Source organism: Streptomyces sp. NPDC059788 (genome assembly GCF_042732265.1).
Taxonomy (GTDB): Bacteria; Actinomycetota; Actinomycetes; order Streptomycetales; family Streptomycetaceae; genus Streptomyces.
This window is the reverse complement of sequence record NZ_JBHWHY010000024.1, coordinates 45,464-71,212: the sequence shown is the minus strand read 5'-3', so window position 1 is coordinate 71,212 and position 25,749 is coordinate 45,464. Positions and strand designations below refer to the sequence as shown.

Below are 25,749 nucleotides of genomic sequence, written 5' to 3'. Positions count from 1 at the left end.
GGGCGTACGGAAGCCGTACGGAAGTCATCGGGAAAAAGTAGGGAAGACGTACGAAATGACCGCGCGGCGGTGCGTCAGGGCGCGGGTGTCGGGCCCGGCATCACCTTGCTGATCCATTCCATCGATCCGTCGTTCATGCCGCGGACGTAGCCCCGGGCGTTGTGTCCGCCGCCTTCGATCACCTGAAGGCGGGTCTTGATCGGGCCCTTGCCGTATTTCTTCATAAAAGATTCCAGCTTGGCCCGGCCACCCTCCTTGGTGCCGATCTGGAAGGCGATGTGCACGTCCGGGGCTCCGGGCCGGGCGATCAGGTCCTTGGCCAGCTCTTCCGGGTCGTTGGCCCGCCGCTCCTTCTCGTGGCCGCGCCACAGCGGCGAGTCCGGCCGGGTGTCCGGGCCGCTCGCGATCACGGCCTTGAACCGGTCGGGGTGCTGGAGCACCTGCTTGAGGCCCACGTAGGCGCCCGAGGACGAGCCCATGAAGGCCCAGCCGTCCCGCGAGGCGAAGGTCCGGAAATTGGCCTTGACCAGGTCGGGGACGTCGTCGGACATCCAGGTGCCCATCTTCGGCTGCCCCGGGATGTCGCTGCCGTCGTAGTAGTGCTTGTCGTCGGCGTTCAGGACCGGCATGACGACGATGAACGGCTTGCTCTTGCCCGACCTCGACCACTCGCTGATGCTGCTCTGCAGCTTCAGGTCGGTTCCCATCCAGTAGTTGACCGGGTAGCCGGGGCCGCCGGGCAGCGCGATCAGCACCGGGAAGGCGCTCCCGGCGTACTTCTCCTCGTAGTACTCCTTGGGCGCCCAGACCCAGACCCGGCCCGTGAAACCGGACTTCTTCCCGTGCAGCGTGGTCACGCCGATCTTGGTGCCGTCGTCCAGCGTGTTCGCCGTCGTGAACCGCGCCTGCGGCCCGGTGGGCATCCGTACCTGCGGATCGGACGTGCCGGACGCCCCGCCCGCGCCCGTGGCCCCGCCGTCGCCGCCCGCGCCGGGCCGGCCGAAGGTCATCGGCTCGCCGGTGTCGGAGAAGACGCCGAAGGCGTTCAGTACGGGCACGGCGGCCAGGCCGAGCACTGCGACAACCGCGCCGAGCAGCCAGAGCCGCTTGCGTCCGCCCGCGCGCCGGCGCAGCAGCAGCAGCCGCCGCCCGCGCTCGCCGCGCCCGGGGCGCCGCGCGGGCCGGCCCTCGCTGCCGTACGCGGACCGGCCTTCGGGGCCGTACGGGGGCTGCTCCCCGGAATGGTGCTGCACGGAGGACTCCGGATGGTGCGCTGCCCCGCAGGACAAGTCGGATGGTTTCTGGCGTTCCGTCTCTTTGGAGGCGAAAGCCGCTGTACGGGTTCACCGGACCGGGCATGACCTTGGTCATAGGCTGGGCGGGGTCCGGGCCGCACGGGGGAGGCGATGGCATGGAGCCGCTGGGGGCGGACGATCCGCGCGTCATCGGGACGTACCGGCTGCTGGGCAGGCTCGGCGCGGGCGGCATGGGCCGCGTCTACCTCGGGCGCAGCGCGGGCGGCCGGACCGTCGCGGTGAAGTCCGTCCACGCGCAGTTCGCCGCCGACGATCAGTTCCGGGCCCGCTTCCGGCGCGAGGTGGAGTCCGCCCGCCGGGTCGGCGGCGCCTGGACCGCGCCCGTACTGGACGCCGACCCGGACGCGCCCGTCCCCTGGGTGGCGACCGGCTACGTCGCGGGCCCCTCGCTCACCCGGGCCGTCGAGGACTTCGGCCCGCTGGACGAACCCGCGGTACGGACGCTGGGCACCGGGCTGGCCGGGGCGCTCGCCGCCGTGCACACCCACGGCCTGGTGCACCGCGACGTCAAACCGTCCAACGTCATGCTCACCCTCGACGGCCCGCTGCTGATCGACTTCGGCATCGCCCGCGCCACGGACGGCAGCGCCGTGCTGACCGCCACCGGGGTCTCCGTCGGCTCACCGGGCTACATGGCGCCCGAACAGATCCTCGGCCGGGACGTCACCGGCGCCTGCGACGTCTTCTCGCTCGGCGCGGTGCTGGCCTACGCGGCCACCGGCACCGGCCCGTTCACCGGGAACAGCTCGGCGGCCCTCCTCTACCAGGTCGTCCACGGCGAACCGGACCTCGGCGCCGCCCTCACGGGCGAGCTGCGCGAGGTGACCGCGGCCTGCCTGGCGAAGCGGCCCGAGGACCGCCCCGCGCCCGGGGAGATCGCCCGGCGGCTGGGCGGGGCGGCGGAGGGCGGCGGCGCCCCGGCGCGCACCGGATGGCTGCCCGCGCCGCTGGTCGAGCGCGTCAGCAGGCAGGCGGTGGAACTGCTGAACCTGGACGCACGGTCCGCGGACGCCGCCGCGGGGTCCTTCGGGCCGCCCGATCCGACGTACGGCGGGACTTCCGGTGCCGCGCATGGCGGGGCTCCGGACCCTTCGTACGGTGCGGCCTCCAACCCTGCGTACGGAACGGCCTCGACCCCGCCGCCCGGCGCCCCCTCCACCACCTCGCACGGCGCCCCCTCCGGCCTCGTCCCCTTCGACGCCCCGGCCGCTCCCGCATCCGTCCCCCACCCCTACCCCCACGCCCATCCCTCCTGGCCGACAGCCGGCGCTCCCACGCAGCCACCGCAGCCGCCGGAGGTGCCGGCCGCGCCGGCCGCCGGGGAACGCCGCCTCACCCTCAAAGGCGCCCTCGGCGGCGGCAGCGACGGCCGCCGCCGGATGAGCTGCACGCTGGTCCTGTCCGTGGCCGCTGCGCTCGCCGCCGCGACGACCGCCGCGTTCGTCTTCCACCTGCTGCCCGGACAGGGCGGCGGCGGTAAGGACGCGGCCGCGAAGCCGCCCGGCAGCGGTCAGCCCCCGTCGCCCGGCGACTCCCGGCCCGGGGGATCGGCCGTCCCGAAGCCCTTCCTCGGCACCTGGACCGGCACGGTCATCACCCGCCACAACATCCCCAACGGCACCATCACCACCACCATCGAGCCCGGCATCAAGGGCGACTACGTCGTCCACACCTCGTACGACTTCCTGATCGCCCGGTGCGCGGCCAAGGCGAAGCTGGTGTCCGCCACCGGCACCGCGCTCACCCTCCGGGAGCGCACGGACGGCAAGCCCGGACCGGGCTGTACGGGTGCCGAGGCCACCGTGACGTACACGCTCGGCAAGGACGGCACGCTCTCCTTCGCCTCGGACGACGAGGCGGGCGGCCGGCCCCGCGCCGCCATGAAGAAGGCCGGCGGCTGACCCCGGCGGAGGCCGCCGTCCCACCCGCCCGCCGCCGCCCGACCCGGCCGCCGCCAGGCCTGTCGTACCGCTGGCGTACGCTGGTTCGGTCGTTATGCCCGCCTCCGAAGGGACGCCCGGTGACCGAGAACGCCGACCTTCAGTCCGTACTCGACCGCGCCGCCGGGGGCGGGCGGATCACGCCCGAGGAAGCGCTCGACCTGTACCGCTCCGCGCCGCTGCACGCGCTGGGCGCCGCCGCCGACGCCGTGCGCCGCCGTCGCTACGCGGGTACGGAGCACATCGCGACGTACATCATCGAGCGCAACATCAACTACACCAACGTGTGCGTGACGGCCTGCAAGTTCTGCGCGTTCTACGCCGCGCCCAAGGACACCGCCAAGGGCTGGAGCCGCGACCTCGACGACATCCTGCGCCGCTGCGCCGAGACCGTCGAGCTGGGCGGCACCCAGATCATGTTCCAGGGCGGCCACCACCCGGACTACGGCGTCGAGTACTACGAAGAGCACTTCTCCGCCATCAAGAAGGCCTTCCCCCAGCTGGTCATCCACTCCCTCGGCGCCTCCGAGGTCGAGCACATGGCCCGCATCTCCAAGACCTCCGTCGAGGACGCCATCCGCCGTATCCACGCCGCGGGCCTGGACTCCTTCGCCGGCGCCGGCGCCGAGCTGCTGCCGGAGCGCCCGCGCAAGGCCATCGCCCCGCTGAAGGAGTCCGGCGAGCGCTGGCTGGAGATCATGGAGACCGCCCACAACCTGGGCGTGGAGTCCACCTCCACGATGCTCATGGGCACCGGCGAGACCAACGCCGAGCGCATCGAGCACCTGCGCATGATCCGCGACGTGCAGGACCGTACGGGCGGCTTCCGCGCCTTCATCCCGTACACGTACCAGCCCGAGAACAACCACCTCAAGGGCCGCACCCAGGCGACGATCTTCGAGTACCTGCGCATGATCGCCATCGCCCGGATCTTCCTGGACAACGTCGCCCACATCCAGGGCTCCTGGCTGACCACCGGCAAGGAGATCGGCCAGCTCTCGCTGCACTACGGCGCCGACGACCTCGGCTCGATCATGCTGGAGGAGAACGTGGTCTCCTCCGCCGGTGCCAAGCACCGCTCCAACCGCCAGGAGATCATCGACCTGATCCGCAAGGCGGGCCGCGTCCCGGCGCAGCGCGCGACCACGTACGAGCACCTGGTCGTCCACGACGACCCGGCGAACGACCCGGTCGACGAGCGCGTGGCCTCGCACATCTCCTCGACGGCCATCGAGGGCGGCACGGCGCACCCCGAGCTGAAGCTCGTCGAGGCCAACTGAGCGCCGGACGGGACCCGCGGGTGAGCCCCTCGTGCTGACGATCCACCGGGTGCGCGGTGTCCGCCGTGCCCCGGACGCCGACCCGGACCCCGGGCACGCGGTCGTCGTCTCCGGCGACCGCATCGAGGCCGTCGGCCCGTACGGGGAGCTGTACGAGCGGTACGGCGAGCGCGCCCGCGTACGGGACTGGGACGGCGTCCTGACCCCCGGCCGCCACGAACCCGACGGCGCGGCGCTGCTCGAATCCGCCTACCACCCCGACCCGCGCGAGGCCGACGAGCTGGGCACCGTCCCGCTCACGGGCGACGCGCTCACCACCCTCGGCATGACCGACACCCGCTGGGGCGCGAGCGCCCGCCGCGGCGTGCAGCGGCTGCTGGCCACCGGCACGACGTCGGTCTCGGGCCCGTTCACCCGCCCCGCCGTCCGCACGGCGGTCGCCCGCTCCGGCCTCCGCGACCAACCCGGCCCGCACCCCCTGGCCCCCGGCGCCCCGGCCGACTTCGCCGTCTTCGCGGAGGACGGCGGGTGTCTGGTGACGGTGCTGGGCGGGCGGCTGGTGTACCGGGGACGCTGAGGCGTCAACGTCGAGGAGCCCGCCCGTTACTTCGAGTGACGGTACTGTCGTATTCAGAACCGTGATCCGCACTCGCGTGCACACTCGCGTCCATGGGAGCAGTGATGAGCACTGACCGGCCGGAGAAAGCCACTCCTGAGACCTGGATGTTTCCGCCCGCCGACGGCTGGACGCAGGAACAGGTCAATGAGCTGGATCTTCCCTTCGACTGGGAACTTGTGGACGGAGTGATCGTGGCTCGGGGGCAGACCGTACCGTGGCACAACCGGGTGCGGGACCGTCTCCTGCGGTCCCTCGAAGACGCCCAGTGCGATCCTTACGAGGTCTTGGCCGAGCAGAGCGTCCGGATCGACGGACGCAACACCCCCAAGCCGGATGTCATCGTCTTCGACGGCCAAGGGCAGGACCTCTGGGATCTGGAGAGTGTGCCGGTCCAGTGGGTCGTGCTGGTGGTCGAAGTGGTGTCCACGGGATCGCAGCAGGACGACCGGGTGCGCAAACCGGCGATGTTCGCGGCTGCGGGGGTTCCGTACTACTGGCGGGTCGAGCACGGTGCGGACAACGTCCCGGAGGTGCATGAGTTCTGGCTCCACCGTGAGCTGGGCATCTACATCCCGGCACCGGAGCATCCCCTGCACGGCGAGAAGCTGGAGACGGAGCACCCGTTCCCGGTGAGCTTCGATCTGACGGGGTTCGTCCGGCGCTGAGCGCGTCAGAGACGCGTCAAGACGCCCCGCCCCCTCGTCATAACCCCGTCAACACAACCGGAACCCTCCCCACCGCCCGGCAGGATCGTTTTCGCGGGGACGGCCGATTCGGCCGCTCACGATGCTTCGCACCAGACGCAGCACCGCTGGACCGCCCGGATGTTCTGAGGGGGGCATCGGGCCGTCCCCGTCCAAAGCCTTCCGGAGCCGTAGGGAACAATGGCCGGGTGACCCGAGCCTCTCTGGACAAGCAGCCGCGCGACGTCGCCGCGATGTTCGACGACGTGGCGGCGCGCTACGACCTGACCAACGACGTGCTGTCCCTCGGGCAGGCGCGGCTGTGGCGCAAGGAGGTGGAGCGGGCCGTCGCGGCGCGCCCCGCCGAGCGCGTGCTCGACCTCGCCGCCGGTACGGGCACCTCCTCGTTGCCCTTCACCCGCACCGGCGCGTACGTCGTCCCCTGCGACTTCTCCGTCGGCATGCTGGGCGAGGGCAAGAAGCGCCGCCCGTGGATGCCGTTCGTGGCCGGTGACGGGATGCGACTGCCCTTCGCCGACGACGTGTTCGACGCCGTCACCATCTCCTTCGGGCTGCGCAACGTGCAGGACACGGACGCCGCCCTGCGCGAGCTGTACCGGGTCACCAAGCCCGGCGGCCGGGTCGTCATCTGCGAGTTCAGCGAGCCGACGTGGGGGCCGTTCCGTACGGTCTACACCGAGTACCTGATGCGGGCACTGCCGCCCGTCGCGCGCGCGGTGAGCAGCAACCCGGACGCGTACGTGTACCTCGCGGAGTCCATCCGCTCCTGGCCCAACCAGCCGGAGCTGGCGGCGCGCCTCCAGCGCGCGGGCTGGTCGAAGGTCGCCTGGCGCAACCTCACCGGCGGCGTGGTCGCCCTGCACCGGGGTACGAAGCCGGCCGTGTGACGGCGGAGGGGGCCGCGCGCCCGCGCCCGGCCTCCCGGACCGCGCGCCCGCGCCCCGGCCCCCTCACCCCTGCCTCCTTCCGCGCGGCCTCACAGCTCCAGCCGGAAGCAGTACCCCTCCCGTCCGGAGGGCGTACGGAACGTGTCCGCGTGCCGCATCCCGAGGCGCCGCGTCACCGCGACGGACCGCTCGTTCCCGGCCGCCACCATCGCGACCACGCTCCGTGTCCCCGTGGCCCGTACCGCCTCCAGCGCGGCCCGTGCCGCCTGCGTCGCGTACCCCTTGCCCCAGTACGCCCGCCCCAGCCGCCAGCCGATCTCGATCTCGCCCACCGGCCCCCAGTCGTACGGCCACGGCTGTGCGCCTGTGAAGCCCAGGACGGCGCCGGCCTCCTCCCCTTCCGTGCCGAGCATCGAGTACATGCAGAACCCGTGCTCCGCGTAGTGGCGGCGCTGGCGTGCGGTCAGCTCCTGGTAGACGGAGAGTTCGTCCGGGGCGCCGCCGTGGAACTCCATCACGTCCGGATGCGCGAACACCCGGTGCCAGTGCAGCGCGTCCTCCTCGTCCGGCACCCGGAGTGTGAATCCCGCCGTGGACGGCGGTTGCGGCAGCGGCCGTGACGCCGGGAACGGCTGCGGCTGTGGCTCGTGCATGGACCAACCAACCCTTCAGATCCTGATCATCTACGCCCCCATAGACTGACGGGGCCCAGTGCCGGTCGGCACCCAGATATCGACTTCCGGGAGATCCCGCCGTGACCGAGTCCGCGACTGAGTCCGTGAGCGAGTCCGTGACCACCCCCCGCTCCGAGTACAGCGCGGACGTCATCGTCGTCGGGGCCGGTCCCGCCGGCTCGGCGACCGCGTACCACCTCGCCAAGTCCGGCCTGGACGTCCTCCTCCTGGAGAAGACCGCCTTCCCGCGCGAGAAGGTCTGCGGCGACGGCCTCACGCCCCGCGCCACCAAGCAGCTGATCTCCATGGGGATCGACATCTCCGAAGAGGCCGGCTGGCTGCGCAACAAGGGCCTGCGCATCATCGGCGGCGGCAACCGCCTCCAGCTCGACTGGCCGGACCTCGCCTCGTACCCGGACTACGGACTGGTCCGCAAGCGCGACGACTTCGACGAGCAGCTCGCGCGCCAGGCGCAGAAGGCCGGCGCGCGCCTGTACGAGCGCTGCAACGTCGGCGCGCCGCTCATCAACGACCTGACCGGCCGTATCGAGGGCGTCGAGGCCAAGCTGGGCGAGGAGAAGACGCCGGTCACCTTCCACGCCCCGCTCGTGGTCGCGGCGGACGGCAACTCCACCCGCCTCTCCCTGGCGATGGGCCTGCACCGCCGCGAGGACCGCCCGATGGGCGTCGCGGTCCGTACGTACTTCACCTCGCCCCGCCACGACGACGACTACCTCGAATCCTGGCTGGAACTGTGGGACCGCCGCGGCGCCCAGGACCGCCTGCTGCCCGGCTACGGCTGGATCTTCGGCATGGGCGACGGTACGAGCAACGTCGGCCTCGGTGTGCTGAACACGTCCTCCTCCTTCAAGGAGCTGGACTGGCGCGAGATCCTCAAGGCGTGGTGCGCCTCCATGCCCGCCGACTGGGGCTACACCCCGGAGAACATGACCGGCCCGATCCGCGGCGCCGCGCTCCCCATGGCCTTCAACCGCCAGCCGCACTACACCAAGGGCCTGCTCCTCGTCGGCGACGCGGGCGGTCTGGTCAACCCGTTCAACGGCGAGGGCATCGCGTACGCCATGGAGTCCGGCGCCATCGCCGCCGAGGTCGTCGTCCAGGCCCACGCCCGCGCCACGTACGCCCAGCGCGAGCTGGCCCTCCAGCGCTACCCGAAGATCCTCAAGGACACCTACGGCGGCTACTACTCCATGGGCCGCGCCTTCGTGAAGCTCATCGGCAACCCGAAGGTCATGAAGATCGCCACCCAGCGCGGCCTCACCCACCCGATGCTGATGCGCTTCACCCTCAAGATGCTCGCCAACCTCACCGACCCCACGGGCGGCGACGCGATGGACCGCATCATCAACGGTCTGAGCAAGGTGGCGCCGAAGGCGTAGCCGGACGCGCCCCGGGCGCCCCCACGACGAGAACCCGCTGCATCGAAGGATGTAGCGGGTTCTCGTCGTCGCGGACGAAGAAACGGGATCTTCCCGGCCGGACGATGGGGGTGTGAGCGAGCACCGGGGGACGGAGGCGGCATGACGGAGACGGTGGAATCCGCGACCGGTACGGCCGGGGCGCCGGGAGCCGCGGGTGCGGTCCGGGCGTCCGGGCAGGCCGGGCGGCTGCCCCTGCTGGACGTGCTGCGCGGGGTGGCGATCCTGGGGACGTTGATGACCAACGTCTGGATCTTCGCCGCGCCGGGCGCGGAGTGGGGTGTCCTGAACGGGAACGCCTCCGGCGCACCGTTCGGCACGTCGTGGGCCGGGACCGTGGAGGGGAGCTTCCGGTTTCTCGCGGACGGCAAGTTCCTCTCGATGCTGACGATCCTCTTCGGGGTCGGTCTGGCCATCCAGTTCCGGTCCGCCGGGAAGCAGGGGCGCTCATGGCCCGGCCGGTACAAGTGGCGCGCGCTGTTCCTCTTCGTCGAGGGCACCGTGCACTTCGTTCTGGTCTTCGCCTGGGACGTGTTGATGGGGTACGCGGTCGTCGCCCTCCTGGTGGCCTGGCAGTTGACGCGCGCCGCGCGTACGCAGCGGGTGCTGATGTGGGTCGCGGCCGGTGTGCACGTGGCGGTGCTGGGGCTGCTGACGGCCGCGGCGGCGGGCGGTGGCGGCGGCGATACGGCAAACAGCGGTTCGGGAGCGCGAGTTGTCGAGCTGTATGCCGAGGGGAATTACCTGGAGCAGGTCGCTTTCCGGCTGCAGAACGCGATCGCGCTCCGCCTGGAGCCCGTCATCTCCTTCGCGCTGCTCGTCTTCCTTTTCCATCTCGGTGTGCGGCTGTTCCGGGCGGGCGCCTTCCGTCCGGACGCGCAGGGGCGGCGCATCCGGCGGCGGATGTGCGGGTGGGGCCTGGGCATCGGCATTCCGCTCAACCTCGCTCTGCTGTGGGCCGGTTCGGACTTCCAACTGGTGGCCCGGTACGGGGCGGCTCCCGTCGTCGCCGTCGGCTATGTGGGTCTCATCGGCCTGATCGTCGACCGCGTACGCCGTCCGGGCCCGCTGACCGCCGGCCTCACCGCGATCGGCCGTACGGCACTGTCCTGCTACGTCCTGCAGAACGTCCTGTGCGTACTGGCCTGTTACGGCATCGGCCTCGGCCTGGCCGCACGGTGGGCGGGTCAGGGCCCGTGGTGGGTGATCGGCTTGTGGGTGGCGGTGTGCGCGGTGCTGTTCACCGGGGCGCGGCTGTGGCTGCGGCGCTTCCCGTACGGTCCGCTGGAGTCCGTACAGAAGCGGCTGCTCCGCCCCTGAGGTGTCCGGGGGCGTGGAGGTTGCGCAGCGAGGCGGGCCGGGGGGCCGCCGCCGTCCACGCCTCGGCCGTACGGCAGCGGGGGCACCGGACCAGGGACGAGGACGACGAGGAGGGGGCCGAGTCCGGGTCCGGGTCCGGGGGCGCGGGCATGGCCTCGAAGGGGAGGCCGCAGAACTGGCACTCCTGTGTGGTGTCGCGGACCCGCCGTGGCACCTCGGGCCGTACGGGGAGCGGTGGCGGCAGCCACTCGCTGAGGCGGTACTCCAAAAGCGCGGCCGGGCTGAAGATGACGCCTGGCGGGAGGTCCGAGGCGAGCGTGCGGACGACGTGCTCGGGGGCTACGCCGTGGCTCAGCCAGGTCGCCACCGCCGGGGCCAGGCGGGTGACGTCGCGCACGGAGAGCATCAGGCGCGCGTCGGCGAGGCGCAGTTCGGAGAGGAGGTCGGTGCTGGGGGAGGGGGTGAAAGCGGGGGGTGGGGGAGTGGTGGGGGGATCGGGGGGTGCGGAGGGCCTGGGAGGTGTGGGGGGCTTGCGCGACTTGGAGCGCTTGGAGCGCTTGGAGGGTTTGGGCGGCGTGGAGCGCTTGGGGGGCTCGGCCGGCTCCTGTGGGGGCTCGGGGGTGTCCACAGGGTGTGGGTGGGGCGCGGGCGGTGCCGGTGGCGGGTCCGGCGGGCACTCGGAGGGCCGGTCGTCCGGGTGCTCGTAGTACGTGGTTCGGGTGACGATCCGCTGGCCTGCGATGCGCTTGCGGCGCCGCTCCAAATAGCCCGCCTCCTCCAGCTCGTTCAGCGCGCGGGCGATGCGGTACTCCGACTCCGGCAGCTGCATGGCGAGCGCCCGGATGCTGACGCGGGCGCCGTCCGGGAGGGCCTGGATGCGTACGGCGAGGCCGACGGCGGTGGCGGAGAGGGTGGGGTGGAGGGCGAGGTGGTTGCCGACCACGGTGAAGCAGGAGCTGTGGCGGTGCCGTACGTGGGTCACACCACGGGGCGGCTTGGCAGCGGGCGGGCGAGGGCGGGCGTTAGACTCGGATCGAGTCATGGGGAAGGGTCTTCTTCCTCTTGATCAGGCCCTCGGCAATGGGATGGCAGTCCCGTCGGGGGCCGTTCATTTTTGGGTTGCGGCGCGAACGTACCGCCTCCCGGCCCCCATTTGCGAGCCCGTCACCTGATCAGGTGACAAACGGAAAACGGGGGCAGGGGGGGAGGTTGGTCAGTTCTTTCCCCGGTTCTTTGAAAGGCCTCGTGGCGTGCCGCGTCATCGGTCACCGGGTCGTGGAAATCCGCGACCCGGTGACGGGGACGCGGGACCGGCCGGTTCTTTCTCGTGGAACCGGCCGAACCCGCCGCATCCGCAGAACCGGAAGAAGTCACCGAACCTGAAGAAGCCACCGAACCTGAAGAAGTCACCGAACCCGAAGAAGCTGCGGAACCCGAAGAAGCCACTGCACCGGTAGAAGCCGCGGAACCCGGAGAAGCCGCATAACCCGCGACGGGGAATGCGGAAGCGGCCCGCGACCACCGCGCAGGCCTACACCGGACGTGCCACGGCGCGGCGACGCGGCCCGTTGAGCAGCTGGGAGCCCGCGGGGCAGGGGACCGTGGCGAAGGCCCGGTTCAACTGACCCGTGAGCTGCGCCCGGCGCTGGGAACTCGTGTTCGGGCGATGGGCCTCCTCGTACAGTGCCCGGGTGCGCGTCTGGGCGGCCCGGCTCTTCGGGGTGTGGAACTGCAGCTCGTACGGATGGCCCGAGTTGTTCGCCCGCCAGGCGGTGTTGATGCCTTTGTAGCCGCGCGGGCGCGCCCAGGTGTTCGACCAGCGGAGGTTCGCGTTCTTCCACTGGCCCAGCAGCTTGGTGGTGTCGTTGACACCCTTGACGTACGACGCGTCCGGCCACTGGAGGATGTAGCGGACCGAGTCGTTGATCTTCTCCAGGGCCTCGTCCATCGTCCGGGTCGGATTGTCCTGCATGTCGCGGGCGACCGAGCGTTTGACGGCCTCCGGGGACCGCAGGCGGTCGTTGAGGCCGACCACGGTGGCCTTGGTCCGGCGGGCGATGCTGCGCACCTGGGGGGTGATGGTGCGCTCGGCCTTCCTGGCGCGTACGAGGTAGACATTGACCTTGCGCAGGTCGGCGGCGTCGATATAAAGCCCATCCCAGCTCCAGCCGTGGTCCTTCTTCAGCTGCCGCTTCTTGGCCGGCGGCTTCTTGGTGGGCGGGCGCTTGGCCGGAGGCCGCTGGGTCGTCGGCTTCTTCGCCGCCGGCTTCTTCGCGGCGGGCTGCTTCCTGGCGGGCTTCTTGGGCGCGGCCTGGCAGCGGGGCGGCCTCGGCCGGGACGGACGGCAGGCCGCCTGCTTCTTCGCGGCCTGCTTCTTCGCCGCCTGCTTCCTCGGGGTCTTCTTCTTGGCGGCCTGCTTCTTCGCCGCGGTCTTCTTCGCTGCGGTCTTCTTTGCCGCGGTCTTCTTCGCGGGCGGCGCCGGACAGGAACTGGCGGGCTTCTGCTTGGGCTCGGCCGGTGGGCAGGCGGGCTCGGCGGCGTGGACCTGGCTGCCGAGGCTGAGAGTGGAGGCAAGAGCGGTCGCCGTCACCGTCCAGGTGACAGCCCGAAAAGTGAGGGCGCGGTGGATTTTCATATAAGAAAGTGCTTCCTCTCGTCAGCCGCCGTCCGATGCCTCGGGAAAGGGTGCCGGCAATACGGGACGGAAGGGATGAGTACGGCGAGAGGTACAACTGAGACAGAGTCGTTACGGTAGTTGTGCCGAACGGGCGTTGCTTTGTCGAATGGACACTGCGGGCTTATCCGATGATTAGTCACAAAGTAGGACGGGCCGCCGCTTTGCCCGTGCAACGCGCGAGGGCCGCCGTTCCCGAGCGGTGGGAACGGCGGCCCTCGGCCGTGCGTGGGGGGCGAACTACAGGACGCGGACCGCGCCGGTCGGCTGGCTGTAGTTCAGCGGCTTCTCCACGATGCCGGTGCTGGAGTTCTGGGCACCGATGAAGTTGCCGTTACCGCTGTAGACGGCGACGTGGTACGCGCTGCCCGCGCTGCCCCAGTACAGGATGTCCCCGACCTGGAGGTTGTCCATGCTCACCTGGGTGCCGGCGGTGGACTGGGGCTGCGAGGTGCGCGGCAGGTCGATGCCCACCGTGCGGTACGCGGCCTGGACCAGGCTGGAGCAGTCGTACGCGGACGGGCCGGAGGCGCCCAGCACGTAGGACTTGCCGATCTGCGCGCGCAGGAAGCCGATCAGCGACGAGGTGCTGCCGGTCGAGGCCCCGGAGGTGGGGGAGTCGGCGGACGGGGCCGACAGGGAGCGCAGCGAGGTGCGCTCGGAGGAACGGGAGGCGCGCTCCTGGGCGGCCTTCTCCTCCTTGGCCTTGCGGGCCTCTTCGGCCTTCTTCTCGGCCGCCGCCTCGCGGTCGGCGTCGGCCTTGTCCTTGGTGGCGGTCTCGGCGGCCTGGACGGTGGCGGTGTCCTGCGCGGCCTGGCGCTCGTAGTCCAGGGCCATCTGCTGAGCGGTGTCCGCGCTCTTGGCCAGGCTGGTGGCCAGTGCCGAGGTGATGGTCGGCATCTCCTGGGTTTCGGAGACGGGCTTCTCCGCGGCGCCGGCGGGCATGCTCGCGCCGGTCACCGCCAGGGTGATGATGCCACCGGTGACCCCTGCGCGCAGTGCCCGCGAGGACGCGGAACGGCGGGGCTTCCGGTGGCTGGGTATGACTGCGTTCGGGGACATGGCACCACGGCTATCAGGAGCCACAGGTTGCTGCCAACAAAGGTGGCGTGCACCACACTTGACGCGTACGCGATGAATAAAAGGGACTTTTCGCCGGTCAGCGGCCGGGCGGCGGTCTGTCCGAATTTCGTGATCATGTTCCTACGCATGGCGTTTACGGGCCGATGCGCCCCCTGGGGCCACTTATCACCTACTGATCCGCCACGCCAAGGCTTCCCGAGGGTCAAGCGTTCAAGACAGCAAGCCGCGTGGGATAGGTCACTCGTGAGTGCCCGTTATGTTCCCGTGATGTTGCCGTGACGGGTGTGCTCGTGAACGCGAGCACGTACTGATGATCACGGCACGGTCACGACGGTCTCAGGAAGATCACGACGGGACGGCCCGGAGTGGCCCCGAGGTACCTCCGGCTGGTCTGCTCCTGTGCCCGGCCATGCGCTAGCAGTTGGTCGCGTCCAGCGCCAATTTGCTTGAATCCCCCACCTCTTGATAGTGGCAACCCCACGCTGACCAGGCGTAACGCCGCCGAATGTGACCGGTGGTGATCATCCGCGCGCTTCCCGTACGAAGATCGACTCTCATCGGACCAGATGACCGGGTGTCAGGTGGTGGAGATCACAAAGGCGTTGTCGCACCCCGTGTCGCAGATCACAGACCAGCGGGCATAAGATGCAGGCGGCTCGGGCTTGTGAACTGCCTCACATAGGCGCGATCTTCGTGGGGCCGGTGAGCGGGACCGGGCGGACCGCCATCCAGTCATCGTCGACTGAAGGGAGCGAGGACGGTGAACGCTTACGCGCCCATCCTCGTACTGGGAGCCCTCGGGGCAGGCTTTGCGATCTTCTCTGTCGTGATGGCCACGCTCGTCGGACCCAAGCGCTACAACCGGGCGAAGCTAGAGGCGTACGAATGCGGAATCGAGCCCACGCCGCAGCCGGCCGGCGGCGGTCGATTTCCGATCAAGTACTACCTCACGGCGATGCTCTTCATCATTTTCGATATCGAGATCGTCTTCCTCTACCCCTGGGCCGTCACCTTCGACGCGCTCGGGCTTTTCGGGCTCGTGGAGATGCTCCTCTTCGCGCTCACCGTCTTCGTCGCCTACGCCTACGTATGGCGTCGTGGCGGCCTGGAATGGGACTAGGGGCCATCAATGGGACTTGAAGAGAAGCTGCCGAGCGGCTTTCTGCTTTCCACCGTCGAACAGGCCGCGGGCTGGGTGCGCAAGTCATCGGTCTTCCCCGCCACCTTCGGCCTCGCCTGCTGCGCCATCGAGATGATGACGACCGGCGCCGGACGCTACGACCTCGCCCGCTTCGGCATGGAGGTCTTCCGCGGGTCGCCGCGCCAGGCGGACCTGATGATCGTGGCCGGCCGGGTGAGCCAGAAGATGGCGCCCGTGCTGCGGCAGGTCTACGACCAGATGCCGAATCCGAAATGGGTCATCTCGATGGGCGTGTGCGCCTCGTCGGGCGGGATGTTCAACAACTACGCGATCGTCCAGGGCGTCGACCACATCGTCCCGGTGGACATCTACCTGCCCGGCTGCCCGCCGCGTCCCGAGATGCTGATGGACGCCATCCTCAAGCTGCACCAGAAGATCCAGGGCACCAAGCTCGGGGTCAACCAGCAGCAGGCGGCCCGCGAGGCGGAGGAAGCGGCCCTCAAGGCGCTCCCCACGATCGAGATGAAGGGGCTGCTGCGGTGAGCGACGGCACCAAGGGAACCGGCGGGAACGGTGACACCAACGGCACTGGCGGTGTCAACGGCAACGGCGGTACCGGAGGAGCGGGCGGGGTCAACCCCGACCAGGACCTGAACGCGCAGAACCTCCCCGGCCAGCGCGGCGACCACGGCGAGGTCATCGGCACCCGCCGCGGCATGTTCGGCGCGAGCGGCGGCGGCGACACCTCCGGGTACGGCGGGCTCGTCCGGTCCGTACGGATGCCGGGGGCGACCTCCCGCCCGTACGGCGGCTGGTTCGACGAAGTCGCGGACGAGCTGGAAGGCGCCCTGGACGAGCAGGGGCTGGTCCCCGAGAACGTCATCGAGAAGACCGTCGTCGACCGCGGCGAGCTGACCTTCCACATCGAGCGGGAGTATCTGCCGGCCGTCGCGAAGACCCTCCGCGACGACCCGGCGCTCCGCTTCGAGCTGTGCACCGGCGTCAGCGGCGTGCACTTCCCCGACGACAAGGGCCGCGAGCTGCACGCCGTCTACCACCTGCGCTCGATCACCCACAACCGGCTGATCCGCCTGGAGGTGTCCGCGCCGGACGCCGACCCGCACGTGCCGTCCGTCGTGAGCGTCTACCCCACCAACGACTGGCACGAGCGCGAGGCCTACGACTTCTTCGGTCTGATCTTCGACGGCCATCCGGCGCTCACCCGGATCATGATGCCGGACGACTGGCAGGGCTTCCCGCAGCGCAAGGACTACCCGCTCGGCGGCATTCCCGTCGAGTACAAGGGCGCCCAGATCCCGGCTCCCGACCAGCGGAGGTCGTACACCTGATGTCCACCAGCCATGCGACCCCTCGGGAGACCACCGAGGGCACCGTCTACACGGTCACCGGCGGCGACTGGGACGAGATCGCGGCCGCCGCGGCCCGTACCGACGACGAGCGGATCGTCGTCAACATGGGTCCCCAGCACCCCTCCACCCACGGCGTGCTGCGGCTGATCCTGGAGATCGACGGCGAGACCGTCACCGAGGCCCGCTGCGGCATCGGCTACCTGCACACGGGGATCGAGAAGAACCTCGAATTCCGTACCTGGACGCAGGGCACCACCTTCGTGACCCGGATGGACTACCTGACGCCGTTCTTCAACGAGACGGCGTACTGCCTGGCCGTGGAGAAGCTGCTCGGCATCACCGACGAGGTGCCGGAACGGGCCTCCGTCATCCGCGTGCTGCTGATGGAGCTGAACCGGCTCTCCTCCCACCTGGTGGCCATCGCCACCGGCGGCATGGAGCTGGGCGCCACCACGATCATGATCTACGGGTTCCGGGACCGCGAACTGATCCTGGACATCTACGAGCTGATCACCGGGCTGCGGATGAACCACGCATACATCCGGCCCGGCGGCCTCGCCCAGGACCTGCCGCCGGGCGCGGTCGACCAGGTGCGCGAGTTCGTGAAGAAGATGCGCAAGAACCTGACCGAATACGACAAGCTGGCCACCGGCAATCCGGTGTTCAAGGGCCGGATGCAGGACATCGGCTACCTCGACCTCGCCGGATGCCTGGCCACCGGCGCCACCGGGCCGGTGCTGCGCTCCGCCGGACTCCCGCACGACCTGCGCAAGACCCAGCCGTACTGCGGATACGAGCACTACGACTTCGACGTGCCGACCGCCGAGACCTGCGACTCCTACGGGCGCTTCCTGATCCGCCTGGAGGAGATGCGCCAGTCGCTGCGCATCGTCGAACAGTGCCTGGACCGGCTCGCGCCGGGACCGGTGATGGTCGGCGACAAGAAGATCGCCTGGCCCGCCCAGCTGGCCATGGGCCCGGACGGGCTCGGCAACTCGCTCGACCACATCAAAAAGATCATGGGGACCTCGATGGAGGCCCTGATCCACCACTTCAAGCTGGTGACGGAAGGCTTCCGGGTGCCCCCCGGCCAGGCCTACGCGGCCGTGGAGTCCGCCAAGGGAGAGCTGGGCGTGCACGCCGTCAGCGACGGCGGGACCCGCCCCTACCGGGTGCACTTCCGCGACCCTTCCTTCACCAACCTCCAGGCCATGGCGGCGATGTGCGAGGGCGGCCAGGTGGCCGACGTCATCGTCGCCGTCGCGTCCATCGACCCCGTGATGGGAGGCGTCGACCGGTGACAGACGTCAGTTTGGGGATGCCGCAGCTCCCCGCCCCCGACTATCCGGCCGATGTAAGGGCCCGGCTCGAAGCGGACGCCAAGGAGGTGATCGCCCGCTACCCCGGCTCGCGCTCCGCGCTGCTGCCGCTGCTGCACCTCGTCCAGGCGGAGGAGGGCCACATCACCCGTACCGGCGTCCGCTTCTGCGCCGAGCTGCTGGACCTGACGACGGCCGAGGTCACGGCGGTCTCCACGTTCTACTCCATGTACCGGCGCGGGCCCGGTGGCGACTACCAGGTGGGGGTGTGCACCAACACCCTGTGCGCGGTGCTGGGCGGCGACGCGATCTTCGAGGCGCTGCAGAAGCACCTGGGGGTGGGCAACGGCGGGACCACCGAGGACGGCAAGGTCACGCTGGAGCACATCGAGTGCAACGCGGCCTGCGACTTCGCGCCCGTCGTGATGGTCAACTGGGAGTTCTTCGACAACCAGACGCCGGACAGCGCGAAGCGGCTCGTGGACGACCTGCGGGAGGGGCGGACCGTCGAGCCGACCCGGGGCGCGCCGCTGTGCACATACAAGGAAACGGCCCGCATCCTCGCCGGGTTCCCCGACGCACGGCCGGGCGCGGTGGAGGCCACCGGCGGGGCCGGGCCCGCGTCGCTGGTCGGGCTGCGGCTGGCCAAGGGCGAGGCCGTACCGGGCGCGGGCCCGGCGGACCACGTCGTACCGCAGCGGGGCGCGGACCCCGCCGAAGCCGAGGGCGGGCCCTCCGGACGGGCCCCGGGCGAGGCGCCGGCCACCCACCCCAGCTCGCACGACGCACCGCGCGAGACCTCGGCCAGCGACCCTGCCCACCCGTCTCCCGCCACCACCCCGGATGGAGGGGCTTCGCCCCGCGGTGACATTGCCGGGCCGACCGCCGAGGAGGGGGAGTGATGACCGTGGCCGCCGAAGTCAGCAAAGCCAACCCGGAGAAGCTGCTCGCGCCCGTACTCTCCGCCTTCTGGGACCAGCCGGGCTCCTGGACGCTGGAGACCTACCTGCGCCACGAGGGCTACGAGGGCATGCGCAAGGCCCTCGCGATGCCACCGGACGACGTGATCGCGTACGTCAAGGACGCCGGGCTGCGCGGGCGCGGCGGCGCCGGCTTCCCCACCGGGATGAAGTGGCAGTTCATCCCGCAGGGCGACGGCAAACCGCACTACCTCGTCGTCAACGCCGACGAGTCCGAGCCGGGCACCTGCAAGGACATCCCGCTGCTCTTCGCCAATCCGCACTCCCTGATCGAGGGCATCGTCATCGCGTGTCACGCGATCCGGTCGAACCACGCCTTCATCTACCTGCGCGGTGAAGTCGTGCCCGTACTGCGGCGGTTGCACGAGGCCGTCCGGGAGGCGTACGACGCGGGATTCCTCGGCCGGGACATCCTCGGCTCGGGCCTGGACCTGGATGTCGTCGTGCACGCGGGCGCGGGCGCGTACATCTGCGGCGAGGAGACCGCGCTGCTGGACTCCCTGGAGGGCCGTCGCGGACAGCCCCGGCTGCGTCCTCCCTTCCCCGCGGTGGCGGGCCTGTACGCCTGCCCCACTGTCGTGAACAACGTCGAGTCCATCGCGTCGGTTCCCGCCATCATGAACAAGGGCAAGGACTGGTTCAGGACGATGGGCAGCGAGAAGTCCCCGGGCTTCACGCTGTACTCGCTCAGCGGCCACGTCGCCAACCCCGGCCAGTACGAGGCCCCGCTGGGCATCACGCTGCGCCAGCTGCTCGACATGAGCGGCGGGATGCGCCCGGGCCACCGGCTGAAGCTCTGGACGCCCGGCGGCTCCTCCACGCCGATGTTCACCGACGAGCACCTCGACGTGCCGCTGGACTACGAAGGCGTCGGCGCCGCGGGCTCGATGCTCGGCACCAAGGCACTCCAGTGCTTCGACGAGAGCACCTGCGTCGTACGGGCCGTGACCCGCTGGACCGAGTTCTACGCGCACGAGTCCTGCGGCAAGTGCACCCCCTGCCGCGAGGGCACCTACTGGCTCGTCCAGCTGCTGCGCGACATCGAGGCCGGCCGCGGCCGCATGAGCGACCTCGACAAGCTCAACGACATCGCCGACACCATCAACGGCAAGTCCTTCTGCGCGCTCGGCGACGGCGCCGCGTCCCCGATCTTCTCCTCGCTGAAGTACTTCCGCGCGGAGTACGAGCAGCACATCACCGGCAAGGGCTGCCCCTTCGACCCCGCCAGGTCGACCGCCTGGGCCGACACCGACGCTCACCTGGGGGTGAACGCATGACCGTCACCAGCGACGCCCCCACCGGGGCCGGCGGGGCGGCCGTACCGCCCGAAGACCTCGTCACGCTGACGATCGACGGCATCGAGATCTCCGTCCCCAAGGGGACGCTGGTCATCCGGGCCGCCGAACTCCTCGGCATCGAGATCCCGCGTTTTTGCGACCACCCGCTGCTGGACCCGGCCGGCGCCTGCCGCCAGTGCATCGTGGAGGTGGAGGGCCAGCGCAAGCCGATGGCCTCCTGCACCATCACCTGCACCGACGGCATGGTGGTCAAGTCCCAGCTCACCTCGCCCGTCGCCGAGAAGGCGCAGCGCGGCGTGATGGAACTGCTGCTGATCAACCACCCGCTGGACTGCCCGGTCTGCGACAAGGGCGGCGAGTGCCCGCTCCAGAACCAGGCCATGTCCGCCGGGCAGGCCGACAGCCGGTTCGAGGGCAGGAAGCGCACCTTCGAGAAGCCGGTGCCGATCTCCAAGCAGGTGCTGCTGGACCGTGAGCGGTGCGTGCTGTGCGCGCGCTGCACCCGCTTCTCCAACCAGGTCGCGGGCGACCCGATGATCGAACTGATCGAGCGGGGAGCGCTCCAGCAGGTCGGTACGGGCGAGGGCGAACCCTTCCAGTCGTACTTCTCCGGCAACACCATCCAGATCTGCCCGGTCGGCGCGCTGACCTCGGCCGCTTACCGCTTCCGCTCGCGCCCCTTCGACCTGGTGTCCTCGCCGAGCGTCTGCGAACACTGCGCGGGCGGCTGCGCGGTCCGTACGGACCACCGGCGCGGCAAGGTCATGCGGCGGCTGGCCGCCGAGGACCCCGAGGTCAACGAGGAGTGGATCTGCGACAAGGGGCGCTTCGGCTTCCGGTACGCGCAGCAGCGCGACCGGCTGGAGTACCCCATGGTGCGGGACGCGGAGACCGGCGAACTGGCCACGGCGAGCTGGCCGGAGGCCCTGGAGGCGGCGGCGCGCGGGCTGGGCGCCGCCAAGGGCCGTACCGGAGTGCTCACCGGCGGGCGGCTGACCGTCGAGGACGCGTACGCCTACGCCAAGTTCGCGCGGGTCGCGCTGGACACCAACGACATCGACTTCCGGGCGCGCCCGCACAGCGCCGAGGAAGCCGACTTCCTGGCGGCGCGCGTCGCCGGGCGCGGCCGTGACCTGGAGGGGCCCGGAGTCACCTACGCCTCCCTGGAGAAGGCGCCGGCCGTCCTCCTCGCCGGGATCGAGGCGGAGGAGGAGGCGCCCGGCGTCTTCCTGCGGCTGCGCAAGGCCCATCGCAAGCGCGGGCAGCGCACCTTCGGGCTCGCGTCCCACGCGACACGCGGCCTGATCAAGGCGGGCGGCACGCTGCTGCCCGCGGCGCCCGGCACGGAGACGGAGTGGCTGGACGCGCTGGCCGGCAATGAGGCAGCAGGCGCGGAGCGCCTTCCCGTGGAGGGTGGTGGCGGGCGACGGGCGGGCCTGGAGGGCGCGGGGCGTACCGCGGCCGAGGCGCTGCGCGGCGAGGGATCGGTGATCGTCGTCGGTGAGCGGCTGGCCACGGTGCCGGGCGCGCTCACCGCGGCGGTACGGGCCGCCGCCGCGACCGGCGCCCAACTGGTGTGGATCGCCCGGCGGGCCGGGGAGCGCGGGGCCGTGGAGGCCGGTGCGCTGCCGGGGCTGCTGCCGGGCGGGCGCCCGGCGACCGACCCGCGCGCCCGTGAGGAGGTCGCCGCCGCCTGGGGCGTCGCCGACCTGCCGCAGCGGCACGGCCGGGACACCGGCCAGATCGTGGCCGCCGCGGCCGGCGGGGAACTGGGCGCGCTGCTCGTGGCGGGCGTCGACCCGGCGGACCTGCCGGACCCGGCGCGGACCCTGGAAGCGCTGGACTCGGTGGGCTTCCTGGTGAGCCTGGAACAGCGGCCGTCGGCCGTCACAGAGCGCGCGGACGTCGTCCTGCCGGTCGCGGCGGTCGTGGAGAAGTCCGGCACCTTCCTCAACTGGGAGGGCCGCGCCAGGCCGTTCGAGGCCGCGCTCAAGCCCGACCAGATGACGCGGCGGCACCTGCTGCCGGACGCCCGGGTGCTGCACATGCTCGCCGACGCGATGGACATCCGCCTGGCGCTGCCCGACGTACGGGCGGTACGGCGGGAGCTGACCGCGCTGGGGCCGTGGGGCGGCTCGTACGCCACCGACCCGCTGGAGACCGGGCGCGCGCTGCCGCGGCCGGAGCCCGGCGAGGCCGTGCTGGCGGGCCACAAGCTGCTGCTCGACCAGGGACGGATGCAGGAGGGCGACGAGGCGCTGGCCGGTACGCGGCACGCGGCGGTCGCCCGGATGTCGGCGGCCACCGCCGAGGAGAGCGGCGTCAAGGACGGCGACCTGCTGGCGGTCACCGGGCCCGGCGGGTCCGTACGGCTGCCGCTCCAGGTCACCCCGATGCCCGACCGGGTGGTGTGGCTGCCGCTGAACTCGGCGGGCGGCGGGGTCGCCGCCGACACGGGCGCGCGGCCCGGGGAGTTGGTGAAGGTCGCGGCGGTGTCCGGGGCCGGTGGGCGGGGCCCCGAGCCGGGTGCCACCGGCGCCGCGGGCACGGCGTCCGGCCCGGTCGAGGAGGTGGACGCGTGATGCAGCACCTGGCCCTGTCCGGCAGTGCGCTGGCCCAGGAAGACCTGTCGATGTTCGGCCGCGACCCGTGGTGGCTGATCGCCGTCAAGGCGGTCTTCTGCTTCGCGTTCCTCATGCTGACCGTGCTCTTCTCGATCGTCTGGGAACGCAAGGTCGTCGCGTGGATGCAGCTGCGCATCGGACCCAACCGGCACGGCCCCTGGGGCATGCTCCAGTCCCTCGCGGACGGCATCAAGCTGATGCTCAAGGAGGACCTGGTCGTCAAGCGGGCCGACAAGGCGGTGTACGTCCTCGCGCCGGTCGTCGCGGCCGTACCCGCCTTCATGGCCGTCGCGGTGATCCCCTTCGGCCCGGCCGGCAACGAGATCTCGATCTTCGGCCAGCGGACGACGATGCAGCTGACCGACCTGCCGATCGGCGTGCTCTACATCCTGGCCACGGCCTCCGTCGGCATCTACGGCATCGTGCTGGCGGGCTGGTCCTCCGGCTCGACGTACCCGCTGCTCGGCGGCCTGCGCTCGTGCGCCCAGATGATCTCGTACGAGATCGCGATGGGCATGTCCTTCGCGGCGGTCTTCCTCTACTCCGGGTCGATGTCGACCTCGACGATCGTGGAGTCCCAGCAGGACAAGTGGTACGTGCTGCTGCTGCCGGTCTCCTTCATCATCTACATCGTCGCCATGGTGGGCGAGACCAACCGCGCACCGTTCGACATGCCGGAATCCGAGGGCGACCTGGTCGGCGGCTTCAACACCGAGTACTCGTCGATCAAGTTCGCGATGTTCATGCTCGCCGAGTACATCAACATGGTGACCGTCTCGGCGGTCGCGGTGACCCTCTTCCTGGGCGGCTGGAAGGCCCCGTACCCGATCAGCACCTTCTGGGAAGGCGCCAACCACGGCTGGTGGCCGCTGCTCTGGTTCGTCATCAAGGTCCAGCTGCTGCTGTTCTTCTTCATCTGGCTGCGCGGCACGCTGCCCCGCGTGCGCTACGACCAGTTCATGAAGCTGGGATGGAAGGTCCTCATCCCGGTCTCGATGGTCTGGCTGATGCTCGTCGCGACCGTACGGGCCCTGAAGAACGAGGGCTACGACTTCCAGCGGATCGTGATGTTCGTGGGCGGCGCGGCCATCGCCGTCCTGCTGGTCTCGCTCGTCGCCGACTTCTTCCGGCGGGGCGAGAAGGAGGAGCCGGACCAGGAGCCGGCCTTCGACCCCATGGCGGGCGGCTTCCCCGTGCCGCCGCTGCCCGGACAGACCCTGCCACCCGTGCCGCGCCGCAGGCCGCGACGGGAGCGCGAGTTGATTGTCAGTGGTGGGGTGGACACTGTCAGTGACGGAATCGACAAGGACGGAAAGGGGGGCGACGGTGCCTGACTTCCAGAACCCCGTGGCCGGCTTCGGCGTGACCTTCAAGGCCATGTTCAAGAAGCGGCTGACCGAGCAGTATCCGGAGGAGAAGAAACCGACGGCGCCGCGCTTCCACGGCCGCCACCAGCTCAACCGGCATCCCGACGGCCTGGAGAAGTGCGTCGGCTGCGAGCTGTGCGCCTGGGCCTGCCCGGCCGACGCGATCTACGTGGAGGGCGCGGACAACACGGACGAGGAGCGCTACAGCCCCGGCGAGCGCTACGGCCGCGTCTACCAGATCAACTACCTGCGCTGCATCCTGTGCGGCCTGTGCGTCGAGGCGTGCCCCACCCGCGCGCTGACCATGACCAACGAGTACGAACTCGCCGACCGGTCCCGCGAATCGCTCATCTACACGAAGGAGGAGCTGCTCGCGGGGCTGGAGGACACGATGGTCGACAGCCCGCACGCCATCTATCCCGGCATGACGGAGAAGGACTACTACCGCGGCCTGGTCACCGAGGCCGCGCCGGGCACGGAGCGCCAGGTGGCCACGTCGAAGGGCGAGACGGCCGACGGCGCGGGCGGCGCGGACACCGCGGCGCCCCAGGAGGCCGCCTCCACCTTCGGCCCCGACGAGCCGGCCTCCCGGGAGGTGACCCGGTGACGACGACCTCCCTGGCCGCGGCGGCCTCCACCGGCGAGGCGGTGCAGTTCTGGATTCTCGGTACGGTCGCGGTGATCGGCGCGCTCTGCACGATCCTGATGCGGCGCGCCGTGCACAGCGCCCTCTCACTCGCCGGCACCATGATCATCCTGGCGGTGTTCTACCTCGCCAACGGCGCGTACTTCCTCGGCGTCGTGCAGATCGTCGTCTACACCGGCGCGATCATGATGCTGTTCCTCTTCGTCGTCATGCTCGTCGGCGTCACGGCGGCCGACTCCCTCAAGGAGACGCTCAAGGGCCAGCGCTGGCTGGCCGCCGCCTGCGGCCTCGGCTTCGGCATCCTGCTCGTCGCCGGCCTCGGCAACGCCTCGCTGAAGCACTTCAACGGCCTCGGCGAGGCCAACGCCGGGGGCAATGTCCAGGGCCTGGCCGCGCTGATCTTCACCAAGTACGTCTTCGCCTTCGAGGTCACCGGCGCCCTGCTGATCACGGCGGCGGTCGGCGCGATGGTCCTGACGCACCGGGAGCGCACGGAGCGCGCCAAGTCCCAGCGCGAGCAGTCCGAGGCCCGTATCCGCGAGGGCAGGCAAGTGCCCCCGCTGCCCGCCCCCGGCGTCTACGCCCGGCACAACGCCGTCGACGTCCCCGGTCTGCTCCCCGACGGCACGCCGTCCGAGCTGACCGTCAACCCGACGCTGCGCGAGCGCGGCCAGATCCGCGACGTCTCCGGTGAGTCGCTCGCCGAACTGAAGGCGCTGGAACAGCGCTCCGAAGAGTGGCTGGGCCGCAGCGAGGAGGCGAAGCGATGAACCCGGTCAACTACCTCTACCTCGCCGCCCTGTTGTTCACCATCGGCGCGGCCGGGGTGCTGATCAGGCGGAACGCCATCGTGGTGTTCATGTGCATCGAACTGATGCTGAACGCCTGCAACCTCGCCTTCGTGGCCTTCTCGCGGATGCACGGAAATCTGGACGGTCAGATCATCGCGTTCTTCACGATGGTCGTCGCCGCGGCCGAGGTCGTGGTGGGCCTGGCGATCATCGTGTCCATCTTCCGCACCCGCCACACGGCCTCGGTCGACGACGCCAGCCTGATGAAGCTGTAAGG

The 25,749-nt window shown here is 70.7% G+C and carries 24 protein-coding genes; 19 read left to right on the top strand and 5 right to left on the bottom strand.

The annotated features are described in order from the left end of the window. Nucleotides 1-74: 74 nt before the first annotated feature. Entirely contained in the window at nucleotides 75-1,253 is a 1,179-nt protein-coding gene (locus tag ACFV57_RS21830) for an alpha/beta hydrolase (protein WP_385234642.1), read from the bottom strand. 158 nt (nucleotides 1,254-1,411) lie between these two features. Here ACFV57_RS21830 and ACFV57_RS21825 point away from each other — a divergent pair, with 158 nt between their 5' ends. The 5 genes from ACFV57_RS21825 to ACFV57_RS21805 all read left to right on the top strand — a co-directional run bounded on the left by ACFV57_RS21825 (nucleotide 1,412) and on the right by ACFV57_RS21805 (nucleotide 6,746). Continuing rightward, entirely contained in the window at nucleotides 1,412-3,217 is a 1,806-nt protein-coding gene (locus tag ACFV57_RS21825; RefSeq protein WP_385234639.1) for a protein kinase, read from the top strand. 119 nt (nucleotides 3,218-3,336) lie between these two features. Then, nucleotides 3,337-4,536 (top strand): cyclic dehypoxanthinyl futalosine synthase, encoded by a 1,200-nt coding sequence (gene mqnC, locus ACFV57_RS21820; RefSeq protein ID WP_385234636.1) that lies wholly within the window; start codon nucleotides 3,337-3,339, stop codon nucleotides 4,534-4,536. Nucleotides 4,537-4,567: 31 nt separating this feature from the next. Then, complete coding sequence (locus ACFV57_RS21815; protein ID WP_385234633.1) at nucleotides 4,568-5,113, top strand: hypothetical protein; 546 nt, start codon at nucleotides 4,568-4,570, stop codon at nucleotides 5,111-5,113. Nucleotides 5,114-5,217: 104 nt separating this feature from the next. Continuing rightward, a complete protein-coding gene (locus ACFV57_RS21810) occupies nucleotides 5,218-5,820 on the top strand; it encodes a Uma2 family endonuclease (RefSeq protein ID WP_385234630.1) in 603 nt (200 codons plus the stop codon). Between the two features lie 227 nt (nucleotides 5,821-6,047). Next, nucleotides 6,048-6,746 (top strand): demethylmenaquinone methyltransferase, encoded by a 699-nt coding sequence (locus ACFV57_RS21805; RefSeq protein ID WP_385234627.1) that lies wholly within the window; start codon nucleotides 6,048-6,050, stop codon nucleotides 6,744-6,746. An 89-nt stretch (nucleotides 6,747-6,835) separates the two neighbouring features. Here the strand turns inward: ACFV57_RS21805 and ACFV57_RS21800 are convergent, their stop codons facing one another. After that, on the bottom strand, nucleotides 6,836-7,399 hold the full coding sequence (locus ACFV57_RS21800) for a GNAT family N-acetyltransferase (RefSeq protein ID WP_385234624.1): 564 nt from the start codon (nucleotides 7,397-7,399) through the stop codon (nucleotides 6,836-6,838). 137 nt (nucleotides 7,400-7,536) lie between these two features. Here ACFV57_RS21800 and ACFV57_RS21795 point away from each other — a divergent pair, with 137 nt between their 5' ends. Next, the gene (locus ACFV57_RS21795) at nucleotides 7,537-8,820 is read left to right on the top strand and encodes a geranylgeranyl reductase family protein (protein WP_385234870.1); all 1,284 of its coding nucleotides are present in this window, start codon (nucleotides 7,537-7,539) and stop codon (nucleotides 8,818-8,820) included. 141 nt (nucleotides 8,821-8,961) lie between these two features. Continuing rightward, on the top strand, nucleotides 8,962-10,179 hold the full coding sequence (locus tag ACFV57_RS21790; protein WP_385234621.1) for a DUF418 domain-containing protein: 1,218 nt from the start codon (nucleotides 8,962-8,964) through the stop codon (nucleotides 10,177-10,179). On the opposite strand, the gene ACFV57_RS21785 is transcribed toward ACFV57_RS21790, so the two are convergent. After that, nucleotides 10,100-11,221 carry a hypothetical protein gene (locus ACFV57_RS21785; protein WP_385234618.1) on the bottom strand — a complete coding sequence of 374 codons (1,122 nt, stop codon included), beginning with the start codon at nucleotides 11,219-11,221 and terminating at the stop codon, nucleotides 10,100-10,102. The genes ACFV57_RS21790 and ACFV57_RS21785 overlap by 80 nt on opposite strands. Before the next feature lie 285 nt (nucleotides 11,222-11,506). On the opposite strand from ACFV57_RS21785, the gene ACFV57_RS21780 reads away from it, so the two are divergent. Further along, nucleotides 11,507-11,665 carry a hypothetical protein gene (locus tag ACFV57_RS21780; RefSeq protein ID WP_385234615.1) on the top strand — a complete coding sequence of 53 codons (159 nt, stop codon included), beginning with the start codon at nucleotides 11,507-11,509 and terminating at the stop codon, nucleotides 11,663-11,665. Nucleotides 11,666-11,710: 45 nt separating this feature from the next. Here ACFV57_RS21780 and ACFV57_RS21775 read toward each other — a convergent pair whose 3' ends face one another. Continuing rightward, complete coding sequence (locus ACFV57_RS21775) at nucleotides 11,711-12,814, bottom strand: ATP nucleotide 3'-pyrophosphokinase (protein ID WP_385234613.1); 1,104 nt, start codon at nucleotides 12,812-12,814, stop codon at nucleotides 11,711-11,713. A gap of 279 nt (nucleotides 12,815-13,093) precedes the next feature. Then, a complete protein-coding gene (locus ACFV57_RS21770; protein WP_385234610.1) occupies nucleotides 13,094-13,915 on the bottom strand; it encodes a C40 family peptidase in 822 nt (273 codons plus the stop codon). A gap of 781 nt (nucleotides 13,916-14,696) precedes the next feature. Between ACFV57_RS21770 and ACFV57_RS21765 the strand changes: the two genes are divergently transcribed. The 11 genes from ACFV57_RS21765 (at nucleotide 14,697) to nuoK (ending at nucleotide 25,747) form a co-directional block, all read left to right on the top strand. Then, nucleotides 14,697-15,056: an NADH-quinone oxidoreductase subunit A gene (locus ACFV57_RS21765; RefSeq protein ID WP_030022241.1), complete on the top strand. Its 360-nt coding sequence runs from the start codon at nucleotides 14,697-14,699 to the stop codon at nucleotides 15,054-15,056. Nucleotides 15,057-15,065: 9 nt separating this feature from the next. After that, entirely contained in the window at nucleotides 15,066-15,620 is a 555-nt protein-coding gene (locus tag ACFV57_RS21760; RefSeq protein WP_031002905.1) for an NADH-quinone oxidoreductase subunit B family protein, read from the top strand. A 107-nt stretch (nucleotides 15,621-15,727) separates the two neighbouring features. Next, nucleotides 15,728-16,426 (top strand): NADH-quinone oxidoreductase subunit C, encoded by a 699-nt coding sequence (locus tag ACFV57_RS21755; protein ID WP_385234867.1) that lies wholly within the window; start codon nucleotides 15,728-15,730, stop codon nucleotides 16,424-16,426. Next, complete coding sequence (locus ACFV57_RS21750; RefSeq protein ID WP_385234607.1) at nucleotides 16,426-17,748, top strand: NADH-quinone oxidoreductase subunit D; 1,323 nt, start codon at nucleotides 16,426-16,428, stop codon at nucleotides 17,746-17,748. The genes ACFV57_RS21755 and ACFV57_RS21750 overlap by 1 nt, the downstream gene beginning before the upstream one ends. 17 nt (nucleotides 17,749-17,765) lie before the next feature. Next, nucleotides 17,766-18,668, top strand: a complete 903-nt coding sequence (nuoE, locus tag ACFV57_RS21745; protein WP_385234864.1) for an NADH-quinone oxidoreductase subunit NuoE — start codon at nucleotides 17,766-17,768, stop codon at nucleotides 18,666-18,668. After that, complete coding sequence (gene nuoF, locus ACFV57_RS21740; RefSeq protein WP_385234604.1) at nucleotides 18,665-20,023, top strand: NADH-quinone oxidoreductase subunit NuoF; 1,359 nt, start codon at nucleotides 18,665-18,667, stop codon at nucleotides 20,021-20,023. Before nuoE ends, nuoF begins: the two co-directional genes overlap by 4 nt. Then, nucleotides 20,020-22,626: an NADH-quinone oxidoreductase subunit G gene (locus ACFV57_RS21735; RefSeq protein WP_385234601.1), complete on the top strand. Its 2,607-nt coding sequence runs from the start codon at nucleotides 20,020-20,022 to the stop codon at nucleotides 22,624-22,626. Before nuoF ends, ACFV57_RS21735 begins: the two co-directional genes overlap by 4 nt. Beyond that, nucleotides 22,626-24,002: an NADH-quinone oxidoreductase subunit NuoH gene (gene nuoH / locus ACFV57_RS21730; protein ID WP_385234861.1), complete on the top strand. Its 1,377-nt coding sequence runs from the start codon at nucleotides 22,626-22,628 to the stop codon at nucleotides 24,000-24,002. The genes ACFV57_RS21735 and nuoH overlap by 1 nt, the downstream gene beginning before the upstream one ends. After that, entirely contained in the window at nucleotides 23,995-24,642 is a 648-nt protein-coding gene (gene nuoI, locus ACFV57_RS21725; protein WP_385234598.1) for an NADH-quinone oxidoreductase subunit NuoI, read from the top strand. The genes nuoH and nuoI overlap by 8 nt, the downstream gene beginning before the upstream one ends. Further along, on the top strand, nucleotides 24,639-25,451 hold the full coding sequence (locus ACFV57_RS21720; RefSeq protein WP_385234595.1) for an NADH-quinone oxidoreductase subunit J: 813 nt from the start codon (nucleotides 24,639-24,641) through the stop codon (nucleotides 25,449-25,451). Before nuoI ends, ACFV57_RS21720 begins: the two co-directional genes overlap by 4 nt. Beyond that, a complete protein-coding gene (gene nuoK / locus ACFV57_RS21715; protein WP_003983361.1) occupies nucleotides 25,448-25,747 on the top strand; it encodes an NADH-quinone oxidoreductase subunit NuoK in 300 nt (99 codons plus the stop codon). The genes ACFV57_RS21720 and nuoK overlap by 4 nt, the downstream gene beginning before the upstream one ends. Nucleotides 25,748-25,749: the final 2 nt, after the last annotated feature.